Origin of the sequence: Mycolicibacterium gadium (assembly GCF_010728925.1) — a bacterium.
Classification (GTDB): Bacteria; Actinomycetota; Actinomycetes; order Mycobacteriales; family Mycobacteriaceae; genus Mycobacterium; species Mycobacterium gadium.
Genome location: NZ_AP022608.1, coordinates 1,358,543 through 1,382,297, shown reverse-complemented (window position 1 = coordinate 1,382,297; position 23,755 = coordinate 1,358,543). Strand labels below are relative to the sequence as shown.

Below are 23,755 nucleotides of genomic sequence, written 5' to 3'. Positions count from 1 at the left end.
CAGATGATCACATGGAGCCGGCGCGTGGCTGCTCTGGTGGCCGCATTGGCGGTCGGTGCGGCGGGCCTGTCGGCGTGTTCGCGTGGCCCGGCCGCCAGCGTCGACTTCGCGGTGGACGGCATGCTGACGACCTACAACACCAACACGGTGGCCGGTGCTGCCTCCGGTGGTCCGCAGGCCTTCGCGCGGGTTCTGACGGGTTTCAACTACCACGGTCCTGAGGGCCAGATCGTCGGTGATCACGACTTCGGCAAGATCTCGGTCGTCGGCCGCGCGCCGTTGATCCTCGACTACGAGATCAACGCCGCCGCGGTGTATTCCGACGGCAAGCCGATCACGTGTGACGACATGGTGCTCGCGTGGGCGTCACAGTCGGGACGGTTTCCCGGGTTCGACGCCGCCAGTCGTGCCGGGTACACCGACATCGCGTCCGTCGACTGCGCTCCGGGTCAGAAGAAGGCGCGGGTGTCCTTCGCACAGGACCGGGCGTTCGTCGACTACGGCCAGCTGTTCGCCGCCACATCGATGATGCCGTCGCACGTGCTTGCCGATGAGCTCGGGCTGCCCGACGGCGGCGTCACCACCGCGATCGCGAACAACGACGCGCCGGCCATCGACCGAATTGCCAAGGCGTGGAACACCACCTGGAACCTGACGCCGGATATCGACATCAAGAAGTTCCCGTCCTCGGGGCCGTACAAGCTCGACTCGGTGACCGACGAAGGTGCTGTCGCCCTCGTGGCCAACGACAAGTGGTGGGGCGCCGCGCCGGTCACTTCCAGGATCACCGTGTGGCCGCGTGGCGCTGACATCCAGGACCGCATCAACCAGGGCGCCTACGATGTCGTCGACGTGGCGGAGGGTTCGTCGGGCACGCTGAACCTGCCCGGCGATTACGTCCGGACCGACGCCCCGTCCGCAGGCATCGAACAGCTCATCTTCGCCTCTCAGGGCCCGATGTCGCAGCCACCGGAGCGGCGCGCGCTGGCGCACTGCACTCCGCGCGACATCATCGCCCGCAATGCCGAAGTTCCCGTTGCCAACGCGCGGCTGAACCCTGTCACCGAGGATGCGTACAGCGCCGCCGAAAGCGCCGCCGAGGGCGGCCGGTTCACCGTCGCCAATCCCGAGGCGGCGCGGGCCGCTGTCAATGGCAGGCCCTTGACCGTCCGCATCGGATACCAGAGCCCCAACGCCCGGCTCGCCGCAACGGTCGGCACGATCGCCAAGGCGTGCGCGCCCGCAGGCATCACGGTGCAGGATGTCGCCACCAACGAAACGGGCCCGCTCACCTTGCGCAACAACGAGATCGACGTCCTGCTCGCCAGCACGGGCGGCGCGGCGGGCAGCGGATCCTCGGGGTCCAACGCCATGGACGCCTACGATCTGCATTCGGCCAACGGCAACAATCTGTCCCGCTACTCCAACGAGCGCGTCGACGGCATCATCGCGGCACTCGCGGTGACGTCGGACCCCAAGGAACAGTCCCGGCTGCTCGGGGAAGGCGGATCGATCTTGTGGACTGACATGCCGACCATTCCGCTCTATCGTCAGCAGCGGACCGTACTCACGTCGAAAGACATGTACGCGGTAAGTAGCAGTCCGACTCGATGGGGCGCGGGATGGAACATGGATCGTTGGGCTCTGGGCGGGTGACCGATCGGGACATCTCGATGCTCGTCGCGTCGCTGATGCGCGAAGTGCCCGATTTTCCCGAGCCGGGTATCCAGTTCAAGGATCTGACTCCACTGCTGGCCGACGCGCACGGCCTGGCCAAGGTCACCGACGCTCTTGCGGAGACCGCGGAGGGTGCTGACCTGGTGGCGGGTATCGACGCGCGCGGCTTCTTGCTGGGCGCCGCGGTCGCGTTGCGGCTCGGGATCGGGGTCCTGGCGGTGCGCAAGGGCGGCAAGCTGCCGCCGCCGGTGCACAGCGAGACCTACCAGCTCGAGTACGGCTCGGCCACGCTGGAGTTGCCTGCCGACGGCATCGAACTCGACGGGCGCAGGGTCGTGATCATCGACGACGTTCTCGCCACCGGCGGGACCATGGCTGCGACGGAAAAGCTGCTACGGCGCTGCGGGGCGATGGTCCCGGCCGCCGCCGTTGTGCTCGAACTTTCGGCGTTGAGCGGCCGCGAGGTGCTCGAACCGCTGCCTGTGACGTCGCTGCTGATGATCTGAGACGTATTCTCGAAGTCTGAGCGTTTCGAAAACGCGCGATGAACGCGCGTGTCGAGCAGGCGGGAGGTGACCATGGCTTCGAACGGGGAAGCTCCCGGCCCGGGCCAGGCCGTGCAGTCGCCCCCGAATGCGCAGATGACCGAGACGCAGCCGCTGGAGATTCCCAAGGCGGATTCCGCGAAGGCGGCAACGAGTGCCTCGCGCCGGGTGCGGGCTCGGCTGGCGCGGCGGATGACGGCACAGCGCAGCACCCTGAACCCGGTGCTGGAACCGCTGGTCGCGGTCCACAAGCAGTTCTATCCCAAGGCCGACCTGACACTGCTGCAACGCGCGTACGAGGTGGCCGACGAACGGCACGCCGACCAGTTGCGCCGCTCCGGTGACCCTTACATCACCCATCCGCTGGCCGTCGCGAACATTCTGGCCGAGCTCGAAATGGACACCACGACGCTGATCGCGGCGCTGCTGCACGACACCGTCGAGGACACCGGCTACACCCTCGACCAGCTCATCGAGGAGTTCGGCACCGAGGTGGGCCACCTCGTCGACGGCGTGACCAAACTGGACAAGGTTGCACTGGGGACCGCGGCCGAGGGCGAGACCATCCGCAAGATGATCCTCGCGATGGCCCGTGATCCGCGGGTGCTGGTGATCAAGGTCGCCGACCGGCTGCACAACATGCGCACGATGCGCTTCCTACCGCCGGAGAAGCAGGCGGCCAAGTCCCGCGAGACGCTGGAAGTGATTGCGCCGCTGGCACATCGACTCGGTATGGCGAGCGTCAAGTGGGAGCTCGAGGATCTGTCGTTCGCGATCCTTCATCCGAAGAAGTACGAGGAGATCGTGCGACTGGTCGCCGACCGGGCGCCGTCGCGCGACATCTATCTGGCGAAGGTGCGGGCCGAGATCAACGCGACGCTCACCGCGTCGAAGATCAACGCGGTGGTGGAGGGCCGCCCGAAACACTATTGGTCGATCTACCAGAAGATGATCGTCAAGGGCCGCGACTTCGACGACATCCACGACCTGGTGGGTGTGCGGATCCTCTGCGACGATGTGCGTGACTGCTATGCCGCTGTGGGCGTGGTTCATTCGCTGTGGCAGCCGATCGCCGGCCGGTTCAAGGACTACATCGCCCAGCCACGGTTCGGTGTGTATCAGTCGCTGCACACCACCGTCGTCGGACCCGAGGGCAAGCCGCTGGAAGTGCAGATCCGCACCGTCGACATGCACAAGACCGCGGAGTACGGCATTGCGGCGCACTGGCGATACAAAGAAGCCAAGGGCCGCAACGGACTTCCGGCGACTTACGCCGCCGCAGAGATCGACGACATGGCCTGGATGCGTCAGCTGCTCGACTGGCAGCGGGAGGCCGCCGACCCCGGCGAGTTCCTCGAGTCGTTGCGCTACGACCTGGCTGTCCAGGAGATCTTCGTGTTCACCCCGAAGGGCGATCTGATCACGCTGCCGACTGGCTCCACTCCGGTGGACTTCGCCTACGCCGTGCACACCGAGGTCGGTCACCGCTGTATCGGATCGCGCGTCAACGGTCGCCTGGTCGCACTGGAGCGCAAGCTCGAAAACGGGGACCAGGTCGAGGTTTTCACATCCAAGGCGCCCAACGCCGGCCCGTCTCGCGACTGGCAGACGTTCGTGGTCTCGCCGCGGGCGAAGGCGAAGATCCGCCAGTGGTTCGCCAAGGAGCGGCGTGAAGAAGCGCTCGAAACCGGCAAAGACGCCATCGCCCGCGAGGTCCGCCGCGCCGGAATTCCGTTGCAGCGTTTGATGAATGCGGAACAGGTCGCGGCCCTGGCGCGTGAGTTGCGCTATGTGGATGTGTCGGCGCTGTATACCGCGGTGGGCGAAGGTCATGTATCGGCGCGGCACGTCGTGCAACGGCTCGTTGCGCAACTGGGTGGTGACGAGGACGCCGCAGACGAGATCGCCGAGCGCTCGACGCCGGCCACCATGCCGGTGCGCCAGCGCCACACCGACGACGTCGGCGTGGCCGTGCCCGGCGCCCCCGGGGTGCTGACCAAGCTCGCCAAATGCTGCACACCCGTGCCCGGTGACATCATCATGGGGTTCGTCACCCGCGGCGGCGGAGTCAGCGTGCACCGCACCGACTGCACCAACGCGTCGTCGCTGCAGGACCAGTCGGAGCGCATCATCGACGTGCAGTGGGCGCCGTCGCCGTCGTCGGTGTTCCTGGTCGCGATCCAGGTGGAAGCGCTGGACCGGCACCGGTTGCTGTCGGATGTGACCCGGGTGCTGGCCGACGAGAAGGTCAACATCCTGTCCGCATCGGTGACCACCTCCGATGATCGCGTGGCAATCAGCCGATTCACCTTCGAGATGGGCGATCCCAAGCACCTCGGTCATCTGCTCAACGTGGTCCGCAACGTGGAGGGCGTGTACGACGTCTACCGCGTGACGTCCGCGGCGTGACGGTTTTCGGCAAAGATTCGATCAAGCGTCGATTTCTGTCATAATTCGGCGATGCGCACCGCATTTGTGGCGACGATGGTCGCCCTCGCCGTGGTGATCGCCGGCTGCGGCTCGACCATCAAGCCCGACGGCGCCGCGCAATCCGTTGTTGATTTAGTAAAGAAGCAAACAGGTTTCGAGCCCAAGGACGTGAAGTGTCCCGAAGGTGTCGAAGCCAAAGTCGGCGGCACGTTCGAGTGCAAGTTCACCGGGCCCGAGGCCACGGAGTACACCGCGGATATGCGGATCACCAAGGTTGAGGGCGACGACGTCGAGTTCTATATCGAGACCCATCCGAGTTCCTGACGCATCTCAGTCGAGTCGCGCGATCTCGATGGTCACGTCCTGGTTGGGCTTGCCGTCGTCGCTCCCGTCTGACGTGCCCGCCGCGGCGATCTTGTCCAGCGCGGCCAGCCCGATCTTGTCGATGGTGCCGAAGACGGTGTAGATCGGCGGCAGCATCGAGTCGCGGTAGATGAGGTAAAACTGGCTGCCGTTGGTGCCGAGCCCCGAGTTGGCCATCGCGAGTGTGCCGCGCGGGTACAACACGGGTTGCTGCATCGTCGGGTCGGTCAGCCGGAATTGGTTGGTCGGGTATTCGTTCGGGAATCGGTAGCCGGGGCCGCCCTGTCCTGTTCCGCTCGGATCGCCGCATTGCAGCACGCCGAGCGTCGGGGTCGTGGTCAGCCGGTGGCACGGGGTGTCGTCGAAGTAGCCCTGCTGAGCGAGGCTGGCGAAGTTGTTGACGGTGCAGGGGGATTTGGCGTTGTCCAACTGCAAGCCGATGCCACCGCGGTTCGTGGTGATGCTGGCACTGACCAGTGGGGGCTGGGTCGGGACCCGTCCGGTGCGCGGCGGCTTGGCCGGATTGCTCGCCGGCTCAGTTGTGGCGGGGTATTGGCAGTTGGATCCGAGGGTGGCGGGCGGCTTGAACTCCGGCAGTGGCGGCGCGTCGATCGGCATCGTCGGAGTTGCCGTGTAGTTCGTCGTCATGCCGTCCATGTCCTCGAGGCTGCGACCCACCGCGATGATGACGATCACCGCCCACACCAGCACGAGGACCATGAATGCGGTGAACACGTAGCTGATGATCAGGCCCGCCACGGCCAGTCCGCGGCCTTCTTCACCGCTTTTCTTGATCTGCGACAGCGAGATGTGTCCGAACGCGATCCCGAGCGGCGCGAAAACGAACGCGCACACCAGCGATGCGACGGCCAGCGTGTTCGTCGGTTGGGGTCGCGGATATCCGGCGTACACCGGGGGATAGCCGCCATACGGGGACGGCGGGTGAGCCCCGTAGGGCGGTGGATATCCGCCGTACGGAGGCGGCGGGGTGTTGGTCACGGATCCAGTTGCAGCTTGGTGATCTTGACCTCGGACTTCGGCGCACCGTCGGGAGCGCCGTCGGCCGTGCCCGCCGCGGCGATCTTGTCCAGCGTCGCGAGCCCCGTTTCGTCGATGGTGCCGAACACCGTGTAGCCGGGCGGCAGCTGCGAGTCCTTGTACACCAGGAAGAACTGGCTGCCGTTCGTGCCTGGGCCGGCATTGGCCATGGCGAGCGTGCCGCGCGGGTACAGCACCGGCTCCGCCAGCTTGGGATCGTCCGGCTGGTATTGGTTCGTCGGATACTCGTTGGGGAACTGATAGCCGGGACCGCCGGTGCCCTGCCCGGTGGGATCGCCGCATTGCAGCACCGACAGCGAGTCAGAGGTGGTCAGCCGATGGCATGTGGTGTCGTTGAAGAAGCCCTGGTTCGCCAGGCTGGCGAAGCTGTTGACGGTGCACGGGGACTTGCCGTTGTCGAGCATCAGGCCGATATTTCCCTGGTTGGTCTCCATGCTCGCGCTGACCTGGGCGGGGTCGGTGGGCACCTTGCCCGTCCGCGGTGGCTTGACATCCTTGCTGGCCTTCTCCCCAGAGGCCGGGTACTGGCAGTCGTCGCCGAGGCCTGCGGGCGCCGCGAACGCCGGCAGCGTGCCCGGGCCGGTCGGTTCTGCACTCGACGTGGTCGACGTACCGGTGGCCGCGGTGGTGTCGCTGTCCGAATCGTCCCTGGTGAGGATCACGGCAGCGGCGACCCCGCCTGCGACGACGAGCACGCCCACGACCGATCCGACGATCGTGAAGATGCGACGCTGGCGATCCTTGGCCGCCCGGCGTTCCAATTGCCGCTCGAGTTTGCGCTTCGCTGTCGCCCGCCGCTGTTCGTTGGTCGGCACCGCCCGTGTCCTCCTCGTATCGATCGGTCGGCAACGAGTGTGCCAGGCGTTGCTGAGTGTGGCGTTGCGACCCACGTCATCAGGGATGGAAAACTGGAGGCCGTGTTGGTCACCGGATTCCCGGCGGGCATGTTGGCGTGCAACTGCTACGTGCTGGCCCAGCGGCCCGGCGCCGACGCGATCATCGTCGATCCGGGCCAACGGGCGATGGTGCCGTTACGGCGGATTCTGGACGAAAATCACCTGACACCTGCGGCGGTGCTGCTCACCCACGGTCACATCGACCACATCTGGTCGGCCCAGAAGGTCGCCGACATGTACGGCTGCCCGGCCTATATCCACCCGGATGACCGGTTCATGCTCACCGATCCGATCAAGGATTTCGGGCCGAAGCTGGCCCAACTGGCATTCGGGGCGCTGTTCTCAGAACCCAAGCAAGTCGTTGAGCTGGACAAGGACGGCGACAAGCTGGAACTCGGCGGCATCACCGTGGCGGTGGATCACACGCCGGGTCATACGCGCGGCTCGGTGGTGTTCCGGGTTGACCCGGACATCGGGGCGGGCACTGGGTCGATAGTCTTCACCGGCGATACGCTGTTCCGGCAATCGGTCGGGCGCACGGACCTGCCCGGTGGCAGCGGGCGCGATCTGCTTGGCTCAATCGTGACAAAACTGTTGGTGCTCGATGACGACACCGTGGTACTACCTGGACACGGCGAGAAGACCACGATCGGATTCGAGCGCCGTGGCAACCCTTTCCTCGAAGGCTTGAACTAGTGAGTGATTTTCAGGCGCCCAAGGGCGTCCCGGATTACCTGCCGCCGGACTCGGCACAGTTCGTCGGTGTTCGCGACGGTCTGCTGGACGCGGCCCGCCGCGCGGGATACGGCGATGTCGAACTGCCGATCTTCGAGGACACCGCGCTGTTCGCACGCGGCGTGGGGGAGTCCACCGACGTGGTGTCGAAGGAGATGTACACCTTCGCCGATCGCGGCGACCGCTCGGTGACGCTGCGGCCGGAAGGCACCGCCGGGGTGATGCGCGCGGTGATCGAACACGGGTTGGACCGGGGCCCGCTGCCGGTCAAACTCTGCTACGCGGGCCCGTTCTTCCGATACGAGCGGCCGCAGGCCGGCCGGTACCGCCAGCTGCAGCAGGTCGGGGTCGAGGCGATCGGCGTCGACGACCCGGCATTGGACGCCGAAGTGATCGCGATCGCCGACGCCGGCTTCCGGTCCCTTGGGCTCGACGGGTTCCGGTTGGAGATCACCTCGCTCGGCGACGACACGTGCCGTCCGCAGTACCGGGAACTGTTGCAGGACTTCCTGTTCAAGCTCGACCTCGATGAGGAGACTCGTCGGCGCGCGGAGATCAACCCGCTGCGGGTACTCGACGACAAGCGCCCGAAGGTGCGGGAGATGACCGCGGACGCCCCCGTCATGCTGGATCACCTATCCGATGTCGCGAAGCAGCACTTCGACACCGTCCTGGTACATCTCGATGCGCTGGGCGTGCCGTATGTCGTCAATCCGCGCATGGTCCGGGGGCTGGATTACTACACCAAGACCACCTTCGAGTTCGTGCACGACGGGCTCGGCGCGCAGTCGGGGATCGGTGGCGGCGGACGGTATGACGGTCTGATGCAACAGCTCGGTGGGAAAGATCTGTCCGGCATCGGTTTTGGTCTGGGTGTCGATCGGACGATGCTGGCGCTGAAGGCCGAGGGCAAGACCGTCGGCGGTACGGCCCGCGTCGACGTGTTCGCGGTGCCACTCGGCGAGCAGGCCAAGGTGACGTTGGCAGTGCTCGCGGCGCGGTTGCGCGCCGCGGGTGTACGTGTCGACCTCGCCTATGGTGACCGTGGAATCAAAGGTGCGATGCGCGCGGCGGACCGCTCCGGAGCGTCGATAGCTCTGGTCGCCGGTGACCGCGACGTCGAGGCGGGCACCGTGGGTGTGAAGAACCTCGCGACCGGCGAGCAGGTCGATGTCGTCGTCGATGAATTGCAGACCGAGATACTCTCGCGGCTGCTTCGCCTCTGACCCGAGCGGGCGTGTTTGGACACCGCCACGCCGCGATTCCATGTACAGGAGCGGTCTCACGCGGAAGAGTAGGGCACATGTCGCTGATCGCGCTTGAGGAGCATTTCGCCTGGGATCCGGCCAGTGCCGACAACGTGGTGGGCACGTGGCTGCGCACCAACAACCCCGTTGCCTACGACAGGTTGTACGACCGGGGCCCGCTTCGAATCGAGCAGATGGACGCCGCGGGGATCGATTTCCAGATCCTGTCGCTGTTCGATCCTGGAGTGCAGGACGAGACGGATATCGCGCGAGCCGTCGATCTCGCGCGCCGGGCCAACGACGACCTGGCCGAGTCGGTGCGCGCCAACCCCAGCCGCTTTGGCGGTTTCGCGACGTTGGCGACGCAGGATCCCGAGGCTGCTGCGGTCGAATTCGAGCGCGCGGTAACCGAATTGGGAATGGTAGGCGCGCTGATCAATGGGCACTGCCAGGGTCGCTACCTTGACGACCCAGCGTACGAGGTGCTGTTCGAGCGCGCCCAATCGCTGGGGGCGCCGGTCTACCTGCATCCGACGACGCCACACCCCGCGGTGATGGACGCGTGGTTCGCGCCGTACGTCGACGACGGTCTGCACCTCGCGTCGTGGGGTTTCGCCGCCGAGACGGGCACTCATGTGTTGCGGCTGATTTATTCGGGCTTGTTCGACAAGTACCCACAACTGCAGATGATCATCGGGCACCTCGGCGAGATGCTTCCGTTTGCCGCCTACCGGATCGATCGCTACTACGGGCTGGGCGGCACTGGCGATGGCCACCACTTGCAGCATCTGCCCTCGGAGTATCTGCGCAACAACTTTCACGTCACGACAAGCGGCAACTTCTGCCCGCCCGCGTTCGCATGCACGCTCGAGGTGATCGGGGCGGACCGGGTGATGTTCTCCGTCGACTACCCGATGGACGACAACCAGGCCGGTGCCGAATTCCTGGCGTCGTACCCGATGGACGAAGCGACGCGGCGGAAGGTCAGCTCCGAGAATGCGGTGAAGCTCTTCGGCTCGCGGCTTCCCTCGATACTGACCTCCTGACGGTCAGAGGGCGAAGACCTGGCCGTCGCGGGCGACGGTGAGTTCACCAGAGAAATTCTTTCCGATCGCCTCGCTCCATTCGGAGTCGGGCAGGTCGGTGGGCTCGTAGTGGCTCAGGATGACGTGTCCGGCGTTGGCCGCCGCAGCCACCTCACCGACCTGCACGGCCGAGGTATGCGAACTCTTGAGGTAGTTCGGCGGGAACCTGTTGCTGTAGTAAGCGTCGTCGAGGCTGAACTGTGCCTCGTGCACCAGGATGTCGGTGTCCTTTGCCAGCGTGATGAGGTTGTCGGATTTGGTGGTGTCGCCGGAAAACGTGACGGACACGCCGGTCTTCTTGAGATCGAAGCGCAAGCCGAACGCAGGGAAGACGTCGTAGTGGGACACCAGCGTCGCGGTTACCGTCACGTTGTCGTCCGACATCACCGGGAACGGGGTGGTCTTCGGTGATCTGTTCTGGTAGTTGGCTTCTGGTGGCACCGCGATCTCTGCGACGGTGAACAGCTTCTGGAGATCGTCGGTTCCCATGTCGCGGATGAAGATGTTGTTCGTGTAGGCGAACGCTTGCTGCAGCGACTTCGTCATCTCGGCCAGGCCCGGGGTCGGATGTGCCGGATCGATCGTCGCCGGATCGGCATTGCCGACCTGGCTGGGTGGCAGCCCACCAGCAGGGCCCGGCCCGTATACCGTCACCGGCTTCTTGCCTTTGGAGGCCGTGTAGCCGCCGGAGAACAAGAAGCTGCCGTAGTCGACCGTGTGATCGGTGTGTAGGTGCGTAATGAAGATGCTGCGTAGCTGGTCGAACTTCAGTCCGGCGTCGGTGAACGCGTTCAACGAGCCTAGGCCGCAGTCGATCTGGTAGACGTCGTCACCGATTTTCAGCGCGGACGAGATTCCGGTCCGGTTGGGCACCGGGGGCGGTCCGGCTTGGACGCCGAGGGTGATGAGCGCGTTTTCGGGCAGCGCGGCCGGGGTCGCCGACGGGGACGGCGATGGTGACGTAGGCGGGGCCGAGCGGCACCCCGCCCCCCCGAACGCCGCTCCGCCGAACGCCGTTGCGATCAGTGCCAGCGCGGAGCGCCTCGAGATGTGCATGGATCAGCCGCCGCGGACGACCGTGCTGAGGACTTCATCGACGTTGCCGAGGCCACCGTCGAAAGGGTTGCCGCGCTTGAGAACTTTAACCCCACCGGGTGTCAGCGCGACGAGTTTGGGCGAGCTGGAACCGATTTGCATCCTGCGCGCGAACTGCACCTGGTCCAGCGGGACGATGGCGCCGCCGCCGTAGCTGAACAGGCCGAGCTTGCGGTCGATCACCGCGACCGAGCGGCAACTGTGCAGCGGCTGGCTGCGTCGCCGGCGAATCTTGAGGACCACGCGGTACAGCACCGCCGCCAACGCGACTCCGACCGCTACGAAGATCGCGCCGAGCGACGTCGAGGGGACCGCGGTGATGAGTGCGACCAGGCCGAACCCACCGACGACGAGCGTCAGTATGCCGAGGACGAAGGCCAGTATCGCGAGCGCGCCCGTGCAGCGGTCGAAGATGTTGACGCGACGGCCGTCGTCAGTGACGACGAGACCGCCCGTGTCGATGAGAACCTTGGTCTCGGCGGGTGCATTCATCCTGCACAGCATGCCCAGTAATTGCCCGCGAGCGGCCGCGTTTGTACAGAAATCACCGGCGTGTTGCGTACAAACGCGCTCGCTCGCGCTTAGTGACGGGCGGTCAACGCGGTGACTTCTCTCGACGGGACAGCGCGCCGACGACGACTACGACGCCAATCGCGAGGACGCCGACGATCACCAAGGGGATGCTGCCGAGTCTTCGGTCCTCTAGTTCCATGTCACATAGCCGGGTGTAGTTCGTGTCGCCAAGTCCGCCAGGGCCTGGAACATTTGCGGGGCGCCCGTCGTCATGGGACCGCGCTTCTGACAGGTCAGGATCGATCACGCTGCCACAGCCGACGACCGCCAGCTCAGGGGACACCGAAGCAGGGACTACCAGACCGCCGATCCCCACCAGCAGAGCCACGAAACCAGCGAACGCAATTATCAGTCGCATCATCATTGGACATCGGTACCCGGCCGAAAAATGCTCATACCTGGTGCGGCGCAGACGCTATGGATTTGCGCAGTATGACGCGGTGGGCCTCGGGTACTCCTCGATATGGGTAATGAAGGACTGTCCAGGGCGCTGCGACACCGCATGGACCTCACGGTGGCCGTCGCCACGGTGACCACGACACTCGCCGCCGTGGGATGCACGAGTGGCTACGAAGCGCTCGGCACCCATACCGCACGTGTCTTGATCAACGGCAGAGAAATCGCAGATCAGCGGCCGATCAGGTGCGAGCAGGCGCAGTGGGTGTGGTTCATCGAAAGCCTGGAGCAGACGCCGGGGTTTACCGCGCAGGTGCGCACCGGCGACACCATTCAGGCCCGGCTGGTGCGGATCGACACCCTCGGCGGATTCACCGGTAGTGCCTGGGATGCCTCTGTCACCGCTCCCGCAGTCGACGTCGATGCCGACGTCATGGATGGCACCTTCATCATCACTGGAACGGCCACGGGGTTTTATCACGACGATCCCGGTCAAACCGCCACCGCCACCTTCGAGATTCGAACCGACTGCTGACTGATCGAAGGATTCGCACGATTCCGCCGATGACATTGTGACGCCAAGAGATTCGTCACGGCCCTTGAACGGGGCACGCCTCTACCGGCACCGGCAACGTCAGGTCGCCTGCACGCTCGAATTGGAATGTGACATTGGCCGTCGTAGCGGGACGCAGATCCGCATCCAATCGATCCAACCGCACGGCCGGCCCGCTTGCGTCGTGCGTGTTCGGCTGGCCAAAGCTGACTGTTGATTTGGGCGCGATTGGCACGCTCTCGATCAGGCGCGCCTGATCCGCCGCAGTCGTCGACAAGCCGAGAAGTCGCTCGGTTTCCACCGTGCGGTTGTTCGTCACCGTGAAACGAAGCTGGCCACCGGCACCCAGTTGAATCACGCACCGGCCAGGGACATAGGCCGGCACGATGTAGGCGTTCTCGACGGTGGTGCTCTGTGAGTGTGACCCGGCGCCGCGGTTGGATGAGCCCAGCACCGGATCCTCACCGCACCCGACGGCGCACATGGCTACGGCCGCCGTGCCCGCTAGAGCCGAGGCCCTGTCTCGAAACTGCACTGAAATGATCTTCTCCTTTCGGCGCGAATCGCTGATCACATCCCTCGCCGGCGACCGCTGGCGCGGATACGAGGCAGCCTCGCGTCGAAGGCATGGTTTCCCCGTGGGGCGCGGTTGATACCTCGTTGTGCGGGAATGTGTCATGCCAGCACCGGTACCACTACTTCGGCAACCTAAGAGGCGCCTGAAGGCAGCATTCAGATCGCATGAGCTTTCGGCACCTTCGCCGGTCTATCTCCGCGTCGTGATTGCGATTAGGCAACGATCAAGCCCCAGGCCGGTTTCTCGTTTTCTTCGGGGTAGGCGCTCTACAGGTAGTACGTGGGAGGACATCAGTCGCTTCTGCGCCGTCGAAGGAGGCCGACATGACCGTCGCACAGCGCGCTGAAACGAAAGCCACGGCCGCGCGCGGCCGGGACACGAACATCGAGGAACGGTTGCTGCTGATGGCCGACTGCGCCAACCGGGATGAGCGCCGACGCCGGCGGCAACAGATCATCACCGAGTGTTTGCCGATCGCCGACCACATTGCCTACCGATTTGTCGGACGTGGCGAGCCGGCTGAGGATTTAAAGCAGGCCGCCCGACTCGGATTGGTCAAGAGTGTTGACCGATTCGTGCCGGGCAAGGGCCGATTCATGGCGTTCGCGGTGCCGACGATCCGGGGAGAGGTGCGACGGCACTTCCGCGACAGCACCTGGTCGATGCGAGTCCCCCGCAAGGTTCAGGAGACGCAGCTCAGGATGCGGCGCACCGTGGAAGTGCTGTCTCAGCAGTTGAGTAGACCGCCGACGAATCAAGAAGTGGCAGGAGAACTCGGCGTCGACGTTGACGACGTATCGACATCCGAGTCCGCGCACTGGGCCTACCGGCCATTGTCGCTCGATGCTCCCCGCGGCGAACTTCAGGGAGCACACGCAACCAGTATCGGCGAATCGGTAGGAATGCATGATCCAGGCTTCGAGGCCGTCGAGGACCTCATCGTCTTGCGAGAAGTCATCGCTGAATTGGATCCCCGGCGACGAGCGATTCTTGGCATGCGTTTCTTCGACTGCCTGACGCAACGGGAAATCGCCCTACGCCTCAACGTCTCGCAGGTGCAGGTATCTCGACTCTTGAACGGCGCGTTGGCCCGGCTCCGTCAACGGATGCGTGTCGACGTCCCGACGCCGGCGCGTGAGTGTTCTGAACTGTCGGCCGGAATCAACGATTCGACGAAAGTAGTTGACTGACATGTGGTTTGATGCGGTCGGCGATATCGCCAGGGTGGTGCTGATCGGATCTGCGGCATACATCAGCCTGATCGTGATTCTGCGCATATCGGGGAAGCGCACGCTGGCCAAGCTCAACGCATTCGACTTGGTGGTCACTGTCGCGGTGGGCTCCACTCTGGCCACGATTCTGCTCAATTCCGACGTGTCATTCGCCGAGGGCGTGACGGCACTCGCGTTGCTGGCCGTGTTGCAATTCCTCGCGGCGACCATTTCGTCGAGGTTCACCGTCGGGCGAGCGGTGGTCACCGCGACACCCACTCTCCTTGTCTCGCAGGGGCGCTACCTGGACGACGCATTGAGGGGCCAGCGCGTCAGTGTCGACCAGATTCGCCAAGCCATCCGGTCCACGGGGCGGGGTGATGTCGGCCAGGTCGCCGCAGTGGTACTCGAGTCCGATGGGTCGCTCAGCGTCATCGCAAAAGACAAGGTCGGCGACTGGTCAGCGTTGGCGGGGCTGGGGAATGTTCCCGCGTCAGACCGTTGAAGGTGCCGACGCCGAATACGTTTCTAGGAAAGGAGAATTCCGAGTGATGCAGGCATTGACAGTCAAACCTGGTACCGCCGAATCGCTATGCTTGGCGGAGGTTCCCGACCCCGTCCCGAGTTCCGACGAGTTACTGGTCGACGGCGTGTCGCTCGGGGTATGCGGCACCGATAGAGAGATAGCGAGCGGACATTACGGTTGGCCGCCTCCTGGCCGGGATCGACTGGTGCTCGGGCACGAATCGCTGGGCCGTGTCGCACAGGCCGTTCCGGGCAGCGGCTTCGAGGTTGGCGACCTGGTCGCCGGCGTCGTGCGGCGCCCGGATCCGGTGCCGTGTGGTGCTTGCGCACGCGGTGAATTCGACATGTGCCGCAATGGCCGCTACGCGGAGCGAGGTATCAAGGACCTAGACGGCTACGGCAGCGAACAATGGTGTGTGGAAACAGGTTACGCAACCAAGGTCAATTCTGAGTTGAAACGCGTCGGCATGCTGATGGAGCCCACCACCGTAGTGGCCAAGGCGTGGGAACAGGTCTACCGAGTCGGCGAGCGGAGCTGGTTCGACCCGCGGCGGGTTCTGGTAACCGGGGCCGGGCCCATCGGTCTGCTCGCCGCCCTACTTGGCGTGCAGCGACGACTGGACGTCCACGTGCTGGACCGTGTGACGGATGGCCCGAAGCCAGGATTGGTCGAGTCGCTCGGCGCGACCTATCACCACGAACCCATTGAGGACGTGGCGACCCGGCTGTGCCCTGATGTGATCATCGAAGCCACCGGCGCCAGCCAGGTCGTCATCTCAGCGATGTCGACCACCGCCCACTACGGCATCGTGTGCCTGACGGGTGTGTCGCCTGCCGGTCGCACCGTGCACATCGACGCCGGCGCTCTCAACCGTGACATCGTGCTGGAGAACGATGCCGTGGTGGGCTCGGTGAACGCCAACCTCCGTCACTATCGACAGGCAGCGGACGCGTTGGCCGCGGCAGACATCGATTGGCTGGAGGGGTTGATCACCAGGCGGGTTCCGCTGAGCCGGGCGATAGACGCATTCGAGCCGCGCGACGGTGACGTCAAAGTCGTCATCGACATCGGGAGCGCCTGACGGTGGCGAAGATCGAGGATTACGCCCTGCTCGGTGATCTACAGACCGCCGCGCTCGTCGGCCGCGACGGGGCCATCGACTGGCTGTGCCTGCCGAACTTCGACTCGCCCGCCTGCTTCGCCGCGCTCCTCGGAGGGGAGGCGGCCGGACAGTGGCGACTGGGACCCGCCGCAGGTGCCGTGGCGACCCGGCGCCGTTACCGCCGGGACACCCTGATTTTGGAAACCGAGTGGGATACCTCTGACGGCACTGTCCGGCTGATCGACTTCATGCCGCCGCGTGGCGGGCAGGCCGATGTGGTGCGGATTGTCGAGGGGGTGAGCGGCCGGGTGCCGATGCGCATGGCCCTACGACTGCGCTTCGACTACGGCCACATCGTGCCCTGGGTGCGTCGTGACGGCGAGTACCTGGCGGCAGTAGCCGGGCCCGACGCTGTGTGGTTACACACGCGGGCACCGATTCACGGTGAGGATCTCGCGACCATCGCTGAGTTCGAAGTCTCTGCCGGGCAACGAGTTCCATTCGTACTGACCCACGCGCCGTCGCATCTGCCCCGCCCCGAGCCTGCGCAGCCCGAGCGCGCTTTGGCTGCTACTGAACGGTTCTGGGACGACTGGATCGGACGATGCCGCTACGAAGGCCGCTGGGCGGCCGAGGTTCGAAGGTCGCTGGTGTTACTCAAGGCGCTGACCTACGCGCCCACCGGCGGAATCGTGGCGGCTGCGACAACGTCCTTGCCCGAACACATCGGCGGTTCTCGCAACTGGGACTACCGCTACTGTTGGCTGCGCGACGCCACCTTCACCCTTCAGGCGCTACTGGGCACCGGCTACATCGCCGAGGCCACCGCATGGCGGGAATGGCTGGTGCGCGCGGTGGCCGGCGACCCGGCCGAACTGAAGATCATGTACGGCCTGGACGGAAGTCGCAGACTGCCCGAGCAAGAGTTGTCGTGGCTATCCGGCTACGAGAATTCCCAACCGGTGCGCATCGGCAACGCCGCAGCCGAACAGTTTCAGCTCGATGTGTGGGGCGAGGTGCTCGACGGCCTGCATCTGGGCAGAGAAGCGGGCCTGGAAGTCGATCACACCGCGTGGGATCTGCAGCGCGCGCTCCTCGACTACCTGGAGGGGCACTGGCGCGATCCCGACAACAGCCTGTGGGAAGTCCGCGGCCCGCGTCGGCATTTTGTGCACTCCAAGGTGATGGCGTGGGCTGGGGTGGATCGAGCGATCCACTCCGTGGTCAACCATGGGCTGCACGGTCCAGCGCAGCAATGGCGGGTACTGCGGGACGAAATCCACGCGGATGTCTGCGCGAACGGGTTTGACGCGCAACGCAATACCTTCACCCAGTACTACGGATCCCAATCGCTGGACGCGGCGCTGCTGTTGATACCACGGGTGGGTTTCCTGCCGTGGAAGGACCCACGCGTCATCGGCACCGTCGAGGCGGTGCAGCGCGAGTTGGATCACCACGGCCTGCTGCTTCGCTACCAGACCGAACACGGTGTCGACGGGTTACCGGGGGGCGAAGGGGCGTTCCTGGCGTGTACGTTCTGGCTCGCTGACGCTCTGCACGGCATCGGCCGTACGGGCGAAGCGGTGTCCCTCTTCGTGCGCTTACTTGCGCTGCGCAACGATGTCGGAATGCTCAGCGAGGAGTACGACCAGGTGTCAGGCAGACACCTGGGTAACACCCCGCAGGCCTTCAGCCTGGTGGGACTCATCAACACGGCGCGGGAGCTATCAGGTGTCCGAACAGAGACCTCCGCAGCGGCTTCCGCTCAGCACCTCCGGGATTAGGGCGTGTCTCCTTAATGTGAGGCCGGTGGTCGGTCAGTGTGTTTGGTGTGACTCGTGATGCGGTGTTGACCGATGCGCAGTGGAATGTCGTTGAGCCGTTGTTGCCGTGCTCGGATGGTGTGCGGGGGCGGCCGTTTCGGGATCATCGTCAGGTGATCGAAGGGATCATCTACCGGTATCGCTGTGGGGTCCCATGGCGTGATCTACCTGCGGATTTTGGGCCTTGGCAGACGGTGTGGAAGCGTCATCGCCGGTTCGCGGCCGACGGCACGTGGGACGTGGTGTTGACCGCGCTGTTGAGCCTGGCCGATGCCGCCGAGGTCATTGATTGGTCGGCGGTGGCGGTTGATTCGACGTCGTGTCGGGTCCATCAGCACGGCGCGACCCTGGCGCGCGACACAGGGGGCACCATCGAATTACACGAATTTGTGTGATGAACCCGCCGATCACGCTCTGGGGCGGTCGCGCGGCGGGTTGACGACGAAGATCCATCAGCTCTGCGACGGGCAGGGATTGCCGCTGGTGGTGCTCATCGGTCCTGGCCACGCACACGATTCACCGATGTTCGACCCGCTGATGGGCGAGCTGCGTGTGCCCCGTGTGGGCCCGGCCGGCCGCGTACTCGACCGGCTGCGGTGCTGGGTGATAAGGCCTACTCGTCGCGTGCACACCGGGCACGGCTGCGCGCGCGGGGTATCTGCGCGGTCATCCCCGAACCGTCCACCCAGATCGATCACCGCCGACGCCGCGGCAGCCGAGGCGGGCGCCCAGTCGGCCTCGACATCCAAAAATACAAGCGCCGCAACGTGATCGAACGATCCTTCAACATCGTCAAGAACTGGCGTGGGCTGGCCACCCGCTACGACAAACTCGCTCTGACCTACCGCGCCGCAGTCGTCCTCGCCGCGATATGTGCATGGCTACGACATTTAGGAGACACGCCCTAGTCGACGGCCTCCTCAGGTTGGCGCCCAGCGCTGCTCGAGTGCCGCGCGGACTTGCTGGGCGCATCGTTCGAGCCGGCTGCGGTCGACCGCGTCGAAACCTTGCTCTGCAGCTGTACTTTCGAGTCTCACGAGTCGATGAGCGATCGCCTCCCGGTGCGAGGGCAAGACGACAACCCAGGCAAGTTCGCGCAGCAGGGCCAGCAGTCTCTCCAGCACTGCGGAATCGCTTGCACCGTAGTGCTGCGGCTGACTGCAGACCACATCGAGCAGTTCGGGCAGGTCCGGCCGCGCCACCACCACCCGCTGGGTACCGCGGCCATCTCGCAGAGTTTGGCGCCCCAAGCGGTATCCGGCGAGTTCACACAGGGCCGCGCTGCACGAATTGAGTCCGTGCACCGCGGTGGTGGGGTCGTTGATGCCTGGGCTCAGCGCGCGCACCACCACATCCGTCAGCTGCCGGAGCCCGTAGCCGATGTCTTGGGTTGCGGTGCGCTCGATGCCGGTTCGCAGGGCGCCGGTGACATGCGCGCGCACCGATTCCAGCCGCTCTTCGTCAAGGGACCTGGCCTGCTGGTCGGTGGACCAGCAAAACGCCACCGGCATGCCCGCCACGACATCGGATCCCACCGGACGGTCGATCCATATCACGACCTCGGCATCGACTGCCGCGGCGAGCAGGCATTTCTCGTCGACCTCGACGAGAAATCCCGACGATTGAGCCGTGACTATCGACGCATGGACGGGCGGAGCCGGTGCGACGTCACCGTCGGGGGTGTCTTCGAGTCGATCGAGCAGTCGCGCAGCGGTGTCCTTGATGTCGTCACAGACGTGATCGAGCATCGACTCGATCCGAATTTGCCGCACCAGATGCCCAAGAAAAAGGACCAGGGCCAGAACGCTGGCCATCGCCATCAGGTAGGCGGCTGTAACCGCGATCTGCGGGACGAACTCCGCGCCCGCGTCGTTGTCGTTGCGGACGGTGCGCAGAACCGTTAGTGCATAAACGAATGTGGCGAGGAACAGGGCGAGGGTGCGTTGCACGAACCGATCCGCCGCGAATGTTCTCAGCAGCCTCGGCGTGTACTGGCTGCTGGCGAGTTGCAGCGTGATCAGGGTCAGCGAGAACGTCAACGACGTCACGGTGATCAGCGACGTCGCGACGGCGCCGAGGACCTCCCTAGCGGCGTCGGCCCCACCCCCGAACAAGTAGGCCGACAACGTCGGGGGAATGTGCGCGTCGAGGGCGGCGTCGAGTTCGGGAAGGACGACGCCGGCAGCGACGGCGGTCACCACGCCGATCGCAGGCACCGGCCACAGCCGGGTGCGCAGCGCGTCGAGGACCACTGTGCGCCGCTGGCTGATCGATTCGAGAATTCTCGACGTGTCGCGATTACCCCCGCCGGTCAACGCCATGGACGATCCACGCCCCGGTGACAGAATGCTCGGCCTCGAGGTGCCGCGTTGACCATCAGCGGGCCGACGTAGCGTGCCGGCGACGGAACAAGTCGCCCATGCGGCGGCGTCGCGGTGTCTTGTCGTCATGATCGTTGTCGGCAGAAGTCTCTGACTTCTCTACTGATTCAACAGATTTGGACGGTGCTGGGACTGGGTCTCGATCGGCATCGTCTTCGGCCAAAGTCACCGGCGCGTCCGCGCGTCTGATGTCACGCAGACTCCGCACCGACAACCGGCCGATGCACACCGCGGCGAGAAAGATGATCAATGCGCCCAACCCGCTGAAGTACGTCAACTCCAGCCACGCCGCCTTGGTCTCGGTCGTGGCGACTGGTGTGCCCACTGCACCGAGGTTCAACGGCGCGGCAACGGCGCGTCCCGCCACAAACCAGGCGCCGGCGAGGCCGCTCATCCATGCCCCCAGCATCGCTGTGGCACGGTTATCGGAAAGCGTGAGCAGCAGGCCACCGAGGACCGTCACCACTCCGGGAAGCACCTGGAGCCAGCCCCGCGCGGCTGTCCATGCCCACTCCTGGTCCGGCGTGAAGGCGAAGTTGAAGTAGGGCCCCACAAAGGGGATCAACGCACCCCACAGACCCAGAACGATCAAGAGCACGCCGGTGGCAGCGCCTCGACTGCGCGGCATGTGCATCTTCCCGCCGCGGCTTCGAATGCGAATGTTTACATCACTCATCAGGTCTCCTTGCGTGCCGGCCATCGAGCTACCACGTACCCAGGACGCGGGTCGGCATACGTATTGATTCGAATCCCGATGCGGACCCATGCATGCCGTGGCCGAGCAGGGGAACTCACAACGCGTGGAACGGGATATCGTGTTGGCGGTCGTCGGCCTACTCGGGGTCGTGGTGGCGACGATGTCGGCGAAGATGCGCAGCTTGCCGGTGTCAGAACCGCTGTTGGGTCTGAGTGCTGGAATTTTGTTGGGACCCCAGGTCATCGCCGCGTTGTCAATTCCCAGCCTGGCCGTGGAGCACGAATTAGTCCATGAAGCGAGCAGAATCCTGCTGGCGATCTCGGTGATGGCGGTGGCGTTGCGCTATCCGTTTGTCGCTGTCCGACGCCACGGCCGAGCGATGTTGATCCTGTTGCTGATCGTCCTGCCGGTGATGGCCTTGGTGTCGGGCGCTCTGGGGTGGGCCATCCTCGGACTCCCCATCGCTGCTGCGGCATTGTTCGGAACAGCGATCAGCCCGACCGATCCCGTGCTGGCTTCCAGCGTGGTGACCGGGGAAGCCGCCGAGCGAGATTTGCCCGCCCGCGACCGTCAGCTGTTGTCCCTCGAATCGGGCTCCAACGACGGCCTGGCGTTACCCCTAGTGCTTGTTGCGCTCGCGGTGGCCGGTCCGCACAGCGTGGGCGAAGCATTGGGCGAATCGGCGTGGCAAGTGGGCGGTGCTGTCGCTCTCGGCGCCGGAGCGGGATGGTTGGGCGGTCACGCGCTTCGGCTGGGTTCGCGGTACGGTGCGACCGAGGGTGCGCCGGTGCTCTTCTTCACCGTCGTGCTGGCTCTGGGCATCCTCGGATCGGCCGGAATATTGAGCGTAGACGGAATTCTGGCCGTCTTCGTCGGCGGTCTTGTCTTCAACATCGTCGGTACCGGCAGCGAGCGTGTGTCTGAGGTACCCATCGACGAGGCGATCAACCGGTTCGCAGTGCTGCCCTTGTTCGTATTGTTCGGCGCCGTATTACCGTGGCAGCAGTGGCACGAACTCGGCTGGCAGGGCGTGGTATTGGTGCTTGGAGTGCTGGCGCTGCGCCGCATTCCCATCCTGCTGCTCATGAAGCGACCGCTGCGGCTGGGCACCGCCGACGCGGTGTACCTGGGTTGGTTTGGACCGGTGGGAGTCTCGGCGTTGTTCTACCTGACGTTCGAGGCGCAGCGGCTGGGAGTAGATGAGACGGTGGTCGCCGCCGGGTCACTGGTGTTGGCAGTCAGCACGGTTGCCTTCGGTGTCACGGGCGTGATCGGTCGGACGCTCTACCGGCGGGCGGACGGTCAATCGTCGGCGGTCGCGCGGTGACGGACGGCCCACCACTGGGCCACGAAGATCACGACGGCCACCACGCTGGTGATGCCCAGGGTGAGAAGGTCGCTGCGGAACTTCAAGACCACGAACGGGACGAGCACCAGCAGATCGAGCACAATCGCCACCGAGGGCACCCAGACCTTGAGCTCGACCTCGTCTCTCAGGTGGCGGACGATTCCCCAATGGATGGCGATGTCCATCGACAGATACAGAATTGCTCCCATGGAGGCGATCTGGCTCAGATCGAAGGCGGTGGCGGTCGCAATGGCGAGCGCCGCCGTGATGAGCAGCGACTGACGATTCATCGTGCTCGGCAGACCGGGTACCTGGCCCATCTGCCGAAGCATGTCGTAGAGCCGGGAAACGGCGAACAAGCTGGCGACCAAACCGGACAGAGTGGCTATCACGGCGATCGCCACGGTCAGCCAGACGCCCCACGTCCCGAAGAGCGGCGTGGCGGCTTCTGCGAGTGCGTAGTCACGGGCACGGATGATCTCGGGAACCGAGAGGCTGCCGGCCACCGCCACGGCTAGCAACAGGTAGATCACGGTGCACAACGCGATGGCGATCACGATCGACCGAGCGATGTTTCGCCGGGCATCGCGGACATCGTCGCCCTGATTGGTGATTGTGGTGAATCCCTTGTAGGCGAGGATGCACAACGCGGTGCTGGCCAAGAGTCCGAGCCAGCCGTGGTCGGGCGGCGTCTGGTCGCCGCCGCTGAACAGCCGAGAGAATGCGGAAACCCCGGTCGCGGCGATCCCGGCGACGGCGAGCACGGCGATGCCGACGAGCTTGACCGCAGCGGTCGCCGTCGCCGAGGTCTCCACCAATGTGTTGCCGACCAGATTCACGACGGTGGCGCCCATGATCGCCGCTACGGCAAGGACGGCGACCCACGTCGCCGAGCCCTGCAGCCCGAAAGGCCGCAGAATATACGTGCCGAACGTCCGTGCGAGCAGACTCTCCGCGAGAACCATAGACACGTACATGAACAACGAGAACGTCCCGGCGATCACCCCGGGCCCGTAAGCGGCCTTTAGCAGCATCGCGATTCCACCGGATGAGGGATTAGTACTCGAGTAGCGAATGTATGAGTACGAGCTGAATGCCACTACCAACGCTGCAGCGAGAAAGGCCCACGGCACCCAGGAGCCGGCGAGTTCCGCTACCTGCCCGACCAGCGCGAAGATCCCGGCACCGATCATCACACCGGTGCCTAGGGCGACCGAACCGGTCAGCGAGAGCTTCTTGGTTCCGCCGCCGGTCAATTCGTGGGCCTGTTCAGCGGCTGACGGTATGAGACGCGGTCAGTTGCGGCATGCGGGGGCCCCATGACGATCGATGGCAGTCGACGATCGCTCTTGTTTCGCTCTTCCGCGCGTGTCACGGATTGACTGATCGGCAGTACCTCCTCCTCGATCGAGGTGGCGTCTCCATTGCCGCGTTAC

22 protein-coding genes and 1 pseudogene are annotated in these 23,755 nt (G+C 65.0%); 14 read left to right on the top strand and 9 right to left on the bottom strand.

Annotated elements, in window-relative coordinates; all coding sequences use genetic code 11:
• Positions 1-3: 3 nt before the first annotated feature.
• The 4 genes from G6N36_RS06735 (at position 4) to G6N36_RS06720 (ending at position 4,976) form a co-directional block, all read left to right on the top strand.
• Positions 4-1,656, top strand: a complete 1,653-nt coding sequence (locus G6N36_RS06735) for an ABC transporter substrate-binding protein (protein WP_163685790.1) — start codon at positions 4-6, stop codon at positions 1,654-1,656.
• Entirely contained in the window at positions 1,623-2,183 is a 561-nt protein-coding gene (locus G6N36_RS06730; RefSeq protein WP_235689983.1) for an adenine phosphoribosyltransferase, read from the top strand. Before G6N36_RS06735 ends, G6N36_RS06730 begins: the two co-directional genes overlap by 34 nt.
• A 72-nt stretch (positions 2,184-2,255) precedes the next feature.
• Positions 2,256-4,631, top strand: coding sequence for a RelA/SpoT family protein (locus G6N36_RS06725; RefSeq protein ID WP_163685788.1), 2,376 nt, complete (start codon positions 2,256-2,258; stop codon positions 4,629-4,631).
• Positions 4,632-4,682: 51 nt separating this feature from the next.
• On the top strand, positions 4,683-4,976 hold the full coding sequence (locus G6N36_RS06720; protein ID WP_163685787.1) for a DUF4333 domain-containing protein: 294 nt from the start codon (positions 4,683-4,685) through the stop codon (positions 4,974-4,976).
• A gap of 6 nt (positions 4,977-4,982) precedes the next feature.
• Here the strand turns inward: G6N36_RS06720 and G6N36_RS06715 are convergent, their stop codons facing one another.
• Together G6N36_RS06715 and G6N36_RS06710 are read right to left on the bottom strand one after the other, a co-directional pair.
• Positions 4,983-6,014 (bottom strand): peptidylprolyl isomerase, encoded by a 1,032-nt coding sequence (locus G6N36_RS06715; RefSeq protein ID WP_163685786.1) that lies wholly within the window; start codon positions 6,012-6,014, stop codon positions 4,983-4,985.
• On the bottom strand, positions 6,011-6,889 hold the full coding sequence (locus tag G6N36_RS06710) for a peptidylprolyl isomerase (RefSeq protein ID WP_163685785.1): 879 nt from the start codon (positions 6,887-6,889) through the stop codon (positions 6,011-6,013). Before G6N36_RS06710 ends, G6N36_RS06715 begins: the two co-directional genes overlap by 4 nt.
• Positions 6,890-6,991: 102 nt before the next feature.
• On the opposite strand from G6N36_RS06710, the gene G6N36_RS06705 reads away from it, so the two are divergent.
• The 3 genes from G6N36_RS06705 (at position 6,992) to G6N36_RS06695 (ending at position 9,998) form a co-directional block, all read left to right on the top strand.
• Positions 6,992-7,666: an MBL fold metallo-hydrolase gene (locus G6N36_RS06705; protein WP_163685784.1), complete on the top strand. Its 675-nt coding sequence runs from the start codon at positions 6,992-6,994 to the stop codon at positions 7,664-7,666.
• Complete coding sequence (hisS, locus tag G6N36_RS06700; protein WP_163685783.1) at positions 7,666-8,931, top strand: histidine--tRNA ligase; 1,266 nt, start codon at positions 7,666-7,668, stop codon at positions 8,929-8,931. Before G6N36_RS06705 ends, hisS begins: the two co-directional genes overlap by 1 nt.
• Positions 8,932-9,008: 77 nt before the next feature.
• The gene (locus G6N36_RS06695) at positions 9,009-9,998 is read left to right on the top strand and encodes an amidohydrolase family protein (RefSeq protein WP_163685782.1); all 990 of its coding nucleotides are present in this window, start codon (positions 9,009-9,011) and stop codon (positions 9,996-9,998) included.
• Positions 9,999-10,001: 3 nt separating this feature from the next.
• On the opposite strand, the gene G6N36_RS06690 is transcribed toward G6N36_RS06695, so the two are convergent.
• The 3 genes from G6N36_RS06690 to G6N36_RS06680 all read right to left on the bottom strand — a co-directional run bounded on the left by G6N36_RS06690 (position 10,002) and on the right by G6N36_RS06680 (position 12,033).
• Positions 10,002-11,093: an MBL fold metallo-hydrolase gene (locus G6N36_RS06690; RefSeq protein WP_163685781.1), complete on the bottom strand. Its 1,092-nt coding sequence runs from the start codon at positions 11,091-11,093 to the stop codon at positions 10,002-10,004.
• Between the two features lie 3 nt (positions 11,094-11,096).
• Entirely contained in the window at positions 11,097-11,624 is a 528-nt protein-coding gene (locus G6N36_RS29510) for a hypothetical protein (protein ID WP_179964730.1), read from the bottom strand.
• A gap of 103 nt (positions 11,625-11,727) precedes the next feature.
• Complete coding sequence (locus G6N36_RS06680) at positions 11,728-12,033, bottom strand: hypothetical protein (protein ID WP_235689982.1); 306 nt, start codon at positions 12,031-12,033, stop codon at positions 11,728-11,730.
• A gap of 135 nt (positions 12,034-12,168) precedes the next feature.
• Here G6N36_RS06680 and G6N36_RS06675 point away from each other — a divergent pair, with 135 nt between their 5' ends.
• Positions 12,169-12,636, top strand: a complete 468-nt coding sequence (locus tag G6N36_RS06675) for a lipoprotein LpqH (RefSeq protein ID WP_163685780.1) — start codon at positions 12,169-12,171, stop codon at positions 12,634-12,636.
• 55 nt (positions 12,637-12,691) lie between these two features.
• Here the strand turns inward: G6N36_RS06675 and G6N36_RS06670 are convergent, their stop codons facing one another.
• On the bottom strand, positions 12,692-13,039 hold the full coding sequence (locus G6N36_RS06670) for a copper chaperone PCu(A)C domain-containing protein (protein WP_235689981.1): 348 nt from the start codon (positions 13,037-13,039) through the stop codon (positions 12,692-12,694).
• A 515-nt stretch (positions 13,040-13,554) separates the two neighbouring features.
• Here G6N36_RS06670 and G6N36_RS06665 point away from each other — a divergent pair.
• From G6N36_RS06665 to G6N36_RS06645, 5 genes and pseudogenes are all read left to right on the top strand, one after another.
• Positions 13,555-14,421, top strand: coding sequence for a sigma-70 family RNA polymerase sigma factor (locus G6N36_RS06665; protein WP_163685779.1), 867 nt, complete (start codon positions 13,555-13,557; stop codon positions 14,419-14,421).
• A gap of 1 nt (position 14,422) precedes the next feature.
• Positions 14,423-14,947, top strand: coding sequence for a DUF421 domain-containing protein (locus G6N36_RS06660; protein WP_163685778.1), 525 nt, complete (start codon positions 14,423-14,425; stop codon positions 14,945-14,947).
• Between the two features lie 46 nt (positions 14,948-14,993).
• The gene (locus tag G6N36_RS06655; protein ID WP_163685777.1) at positions 14,994-16,049 is read left to right on the top strand and encodes a glucose 1-dehydrogenase; all 1,056 of its coding nucleotides are present in this window, start codon (positions 14,994-14,996) and stop codon (positions 16,047-16,049) included.
• Between the two features lie 2 nt (positions 16,050-16,051).
• A complete protein-coding gene (locus G6N36_RS06650) occupies positions 16,052-17,854 on the top strand; it encodes a glycoside hydrolase family 15 protein (protein ID WP_163685776.1) in 1,803 nt (600 codons plus the stop codon).
• 38 nt (positions 17,855-17,892) lie between these two features.
• Positions 17,893-18,801: pseudogene (locus G6N36_RS06645) on the top strand (IS5 family transposase).
• A 12-nt stretch (positions 18,802-18,813) separates the two neighbouring features.
• Here the strand turns inward: G6N36_RS06645 and G6N36_RS06640 are convergent.
• Both G6N36_RS06640 and G6N36_RS06635 read right to left on the bottom strand, forming a co-directional pair.
• Positions 18,814-20,214, bottom strand: coding sequence for a DUF2254 domain-containing protein (locus G6N36_RS06640; protein ID WP_163685775.1), 1,401 nt, complete (start codon positions 20,212-20,214; stop codon positions 18,814-18,816).
• 55 nt (positions 20,215-20,269) lie between these two features.
• Positions 20,270-20,950 carry a hypothetical protein gene (locus G6N36_RS06635; protein WP_163685774.1) on the bottom strand — a complete coding sequence of 227 codons (681 nt, stop codon included), beginning with the start codon at positions 20,948-20,950 and terminating at the stop codon, positions 20,270-20,272.
• 124 nt (positions 20,951-21,074) lie between these two features.
• Between G6N36_RS06635 and G6N36_RS06630 the strand changes: the two genes are divergently transcribed.
• The gene (locus tag G6N36_RS06630) at positions 21,075-22,298 is read left to right on the top strand and encodes a cation:proton antiporter domain-containing protein (protein WP_163685773.1); all 1,224 of its coding nucleotides are present in this window, start codon (positions 21,075-21,077) and stop codon (positions 22,296-22,298) included.
• Here the strand turns inward: G6N36_RS06630 and G6N36_RS06625 are convergent.
• On the bottom strand, positions 22,274-23,575 hold the full coding sequence (locus G6N36_RS06625) for an APC family permease (protein ID WP_235689980.1): 1,302 nt from the start codon (positions 23,573-23,575) through the stop codon (positions 22,274-22,276). The genes G6N36_RS06630 and G6N36_RS06625 overlap by 25 nt on opposite strands.
• Between the last annotated feature and the right edge of the window lie 180 nt (positions 23,576-23,755).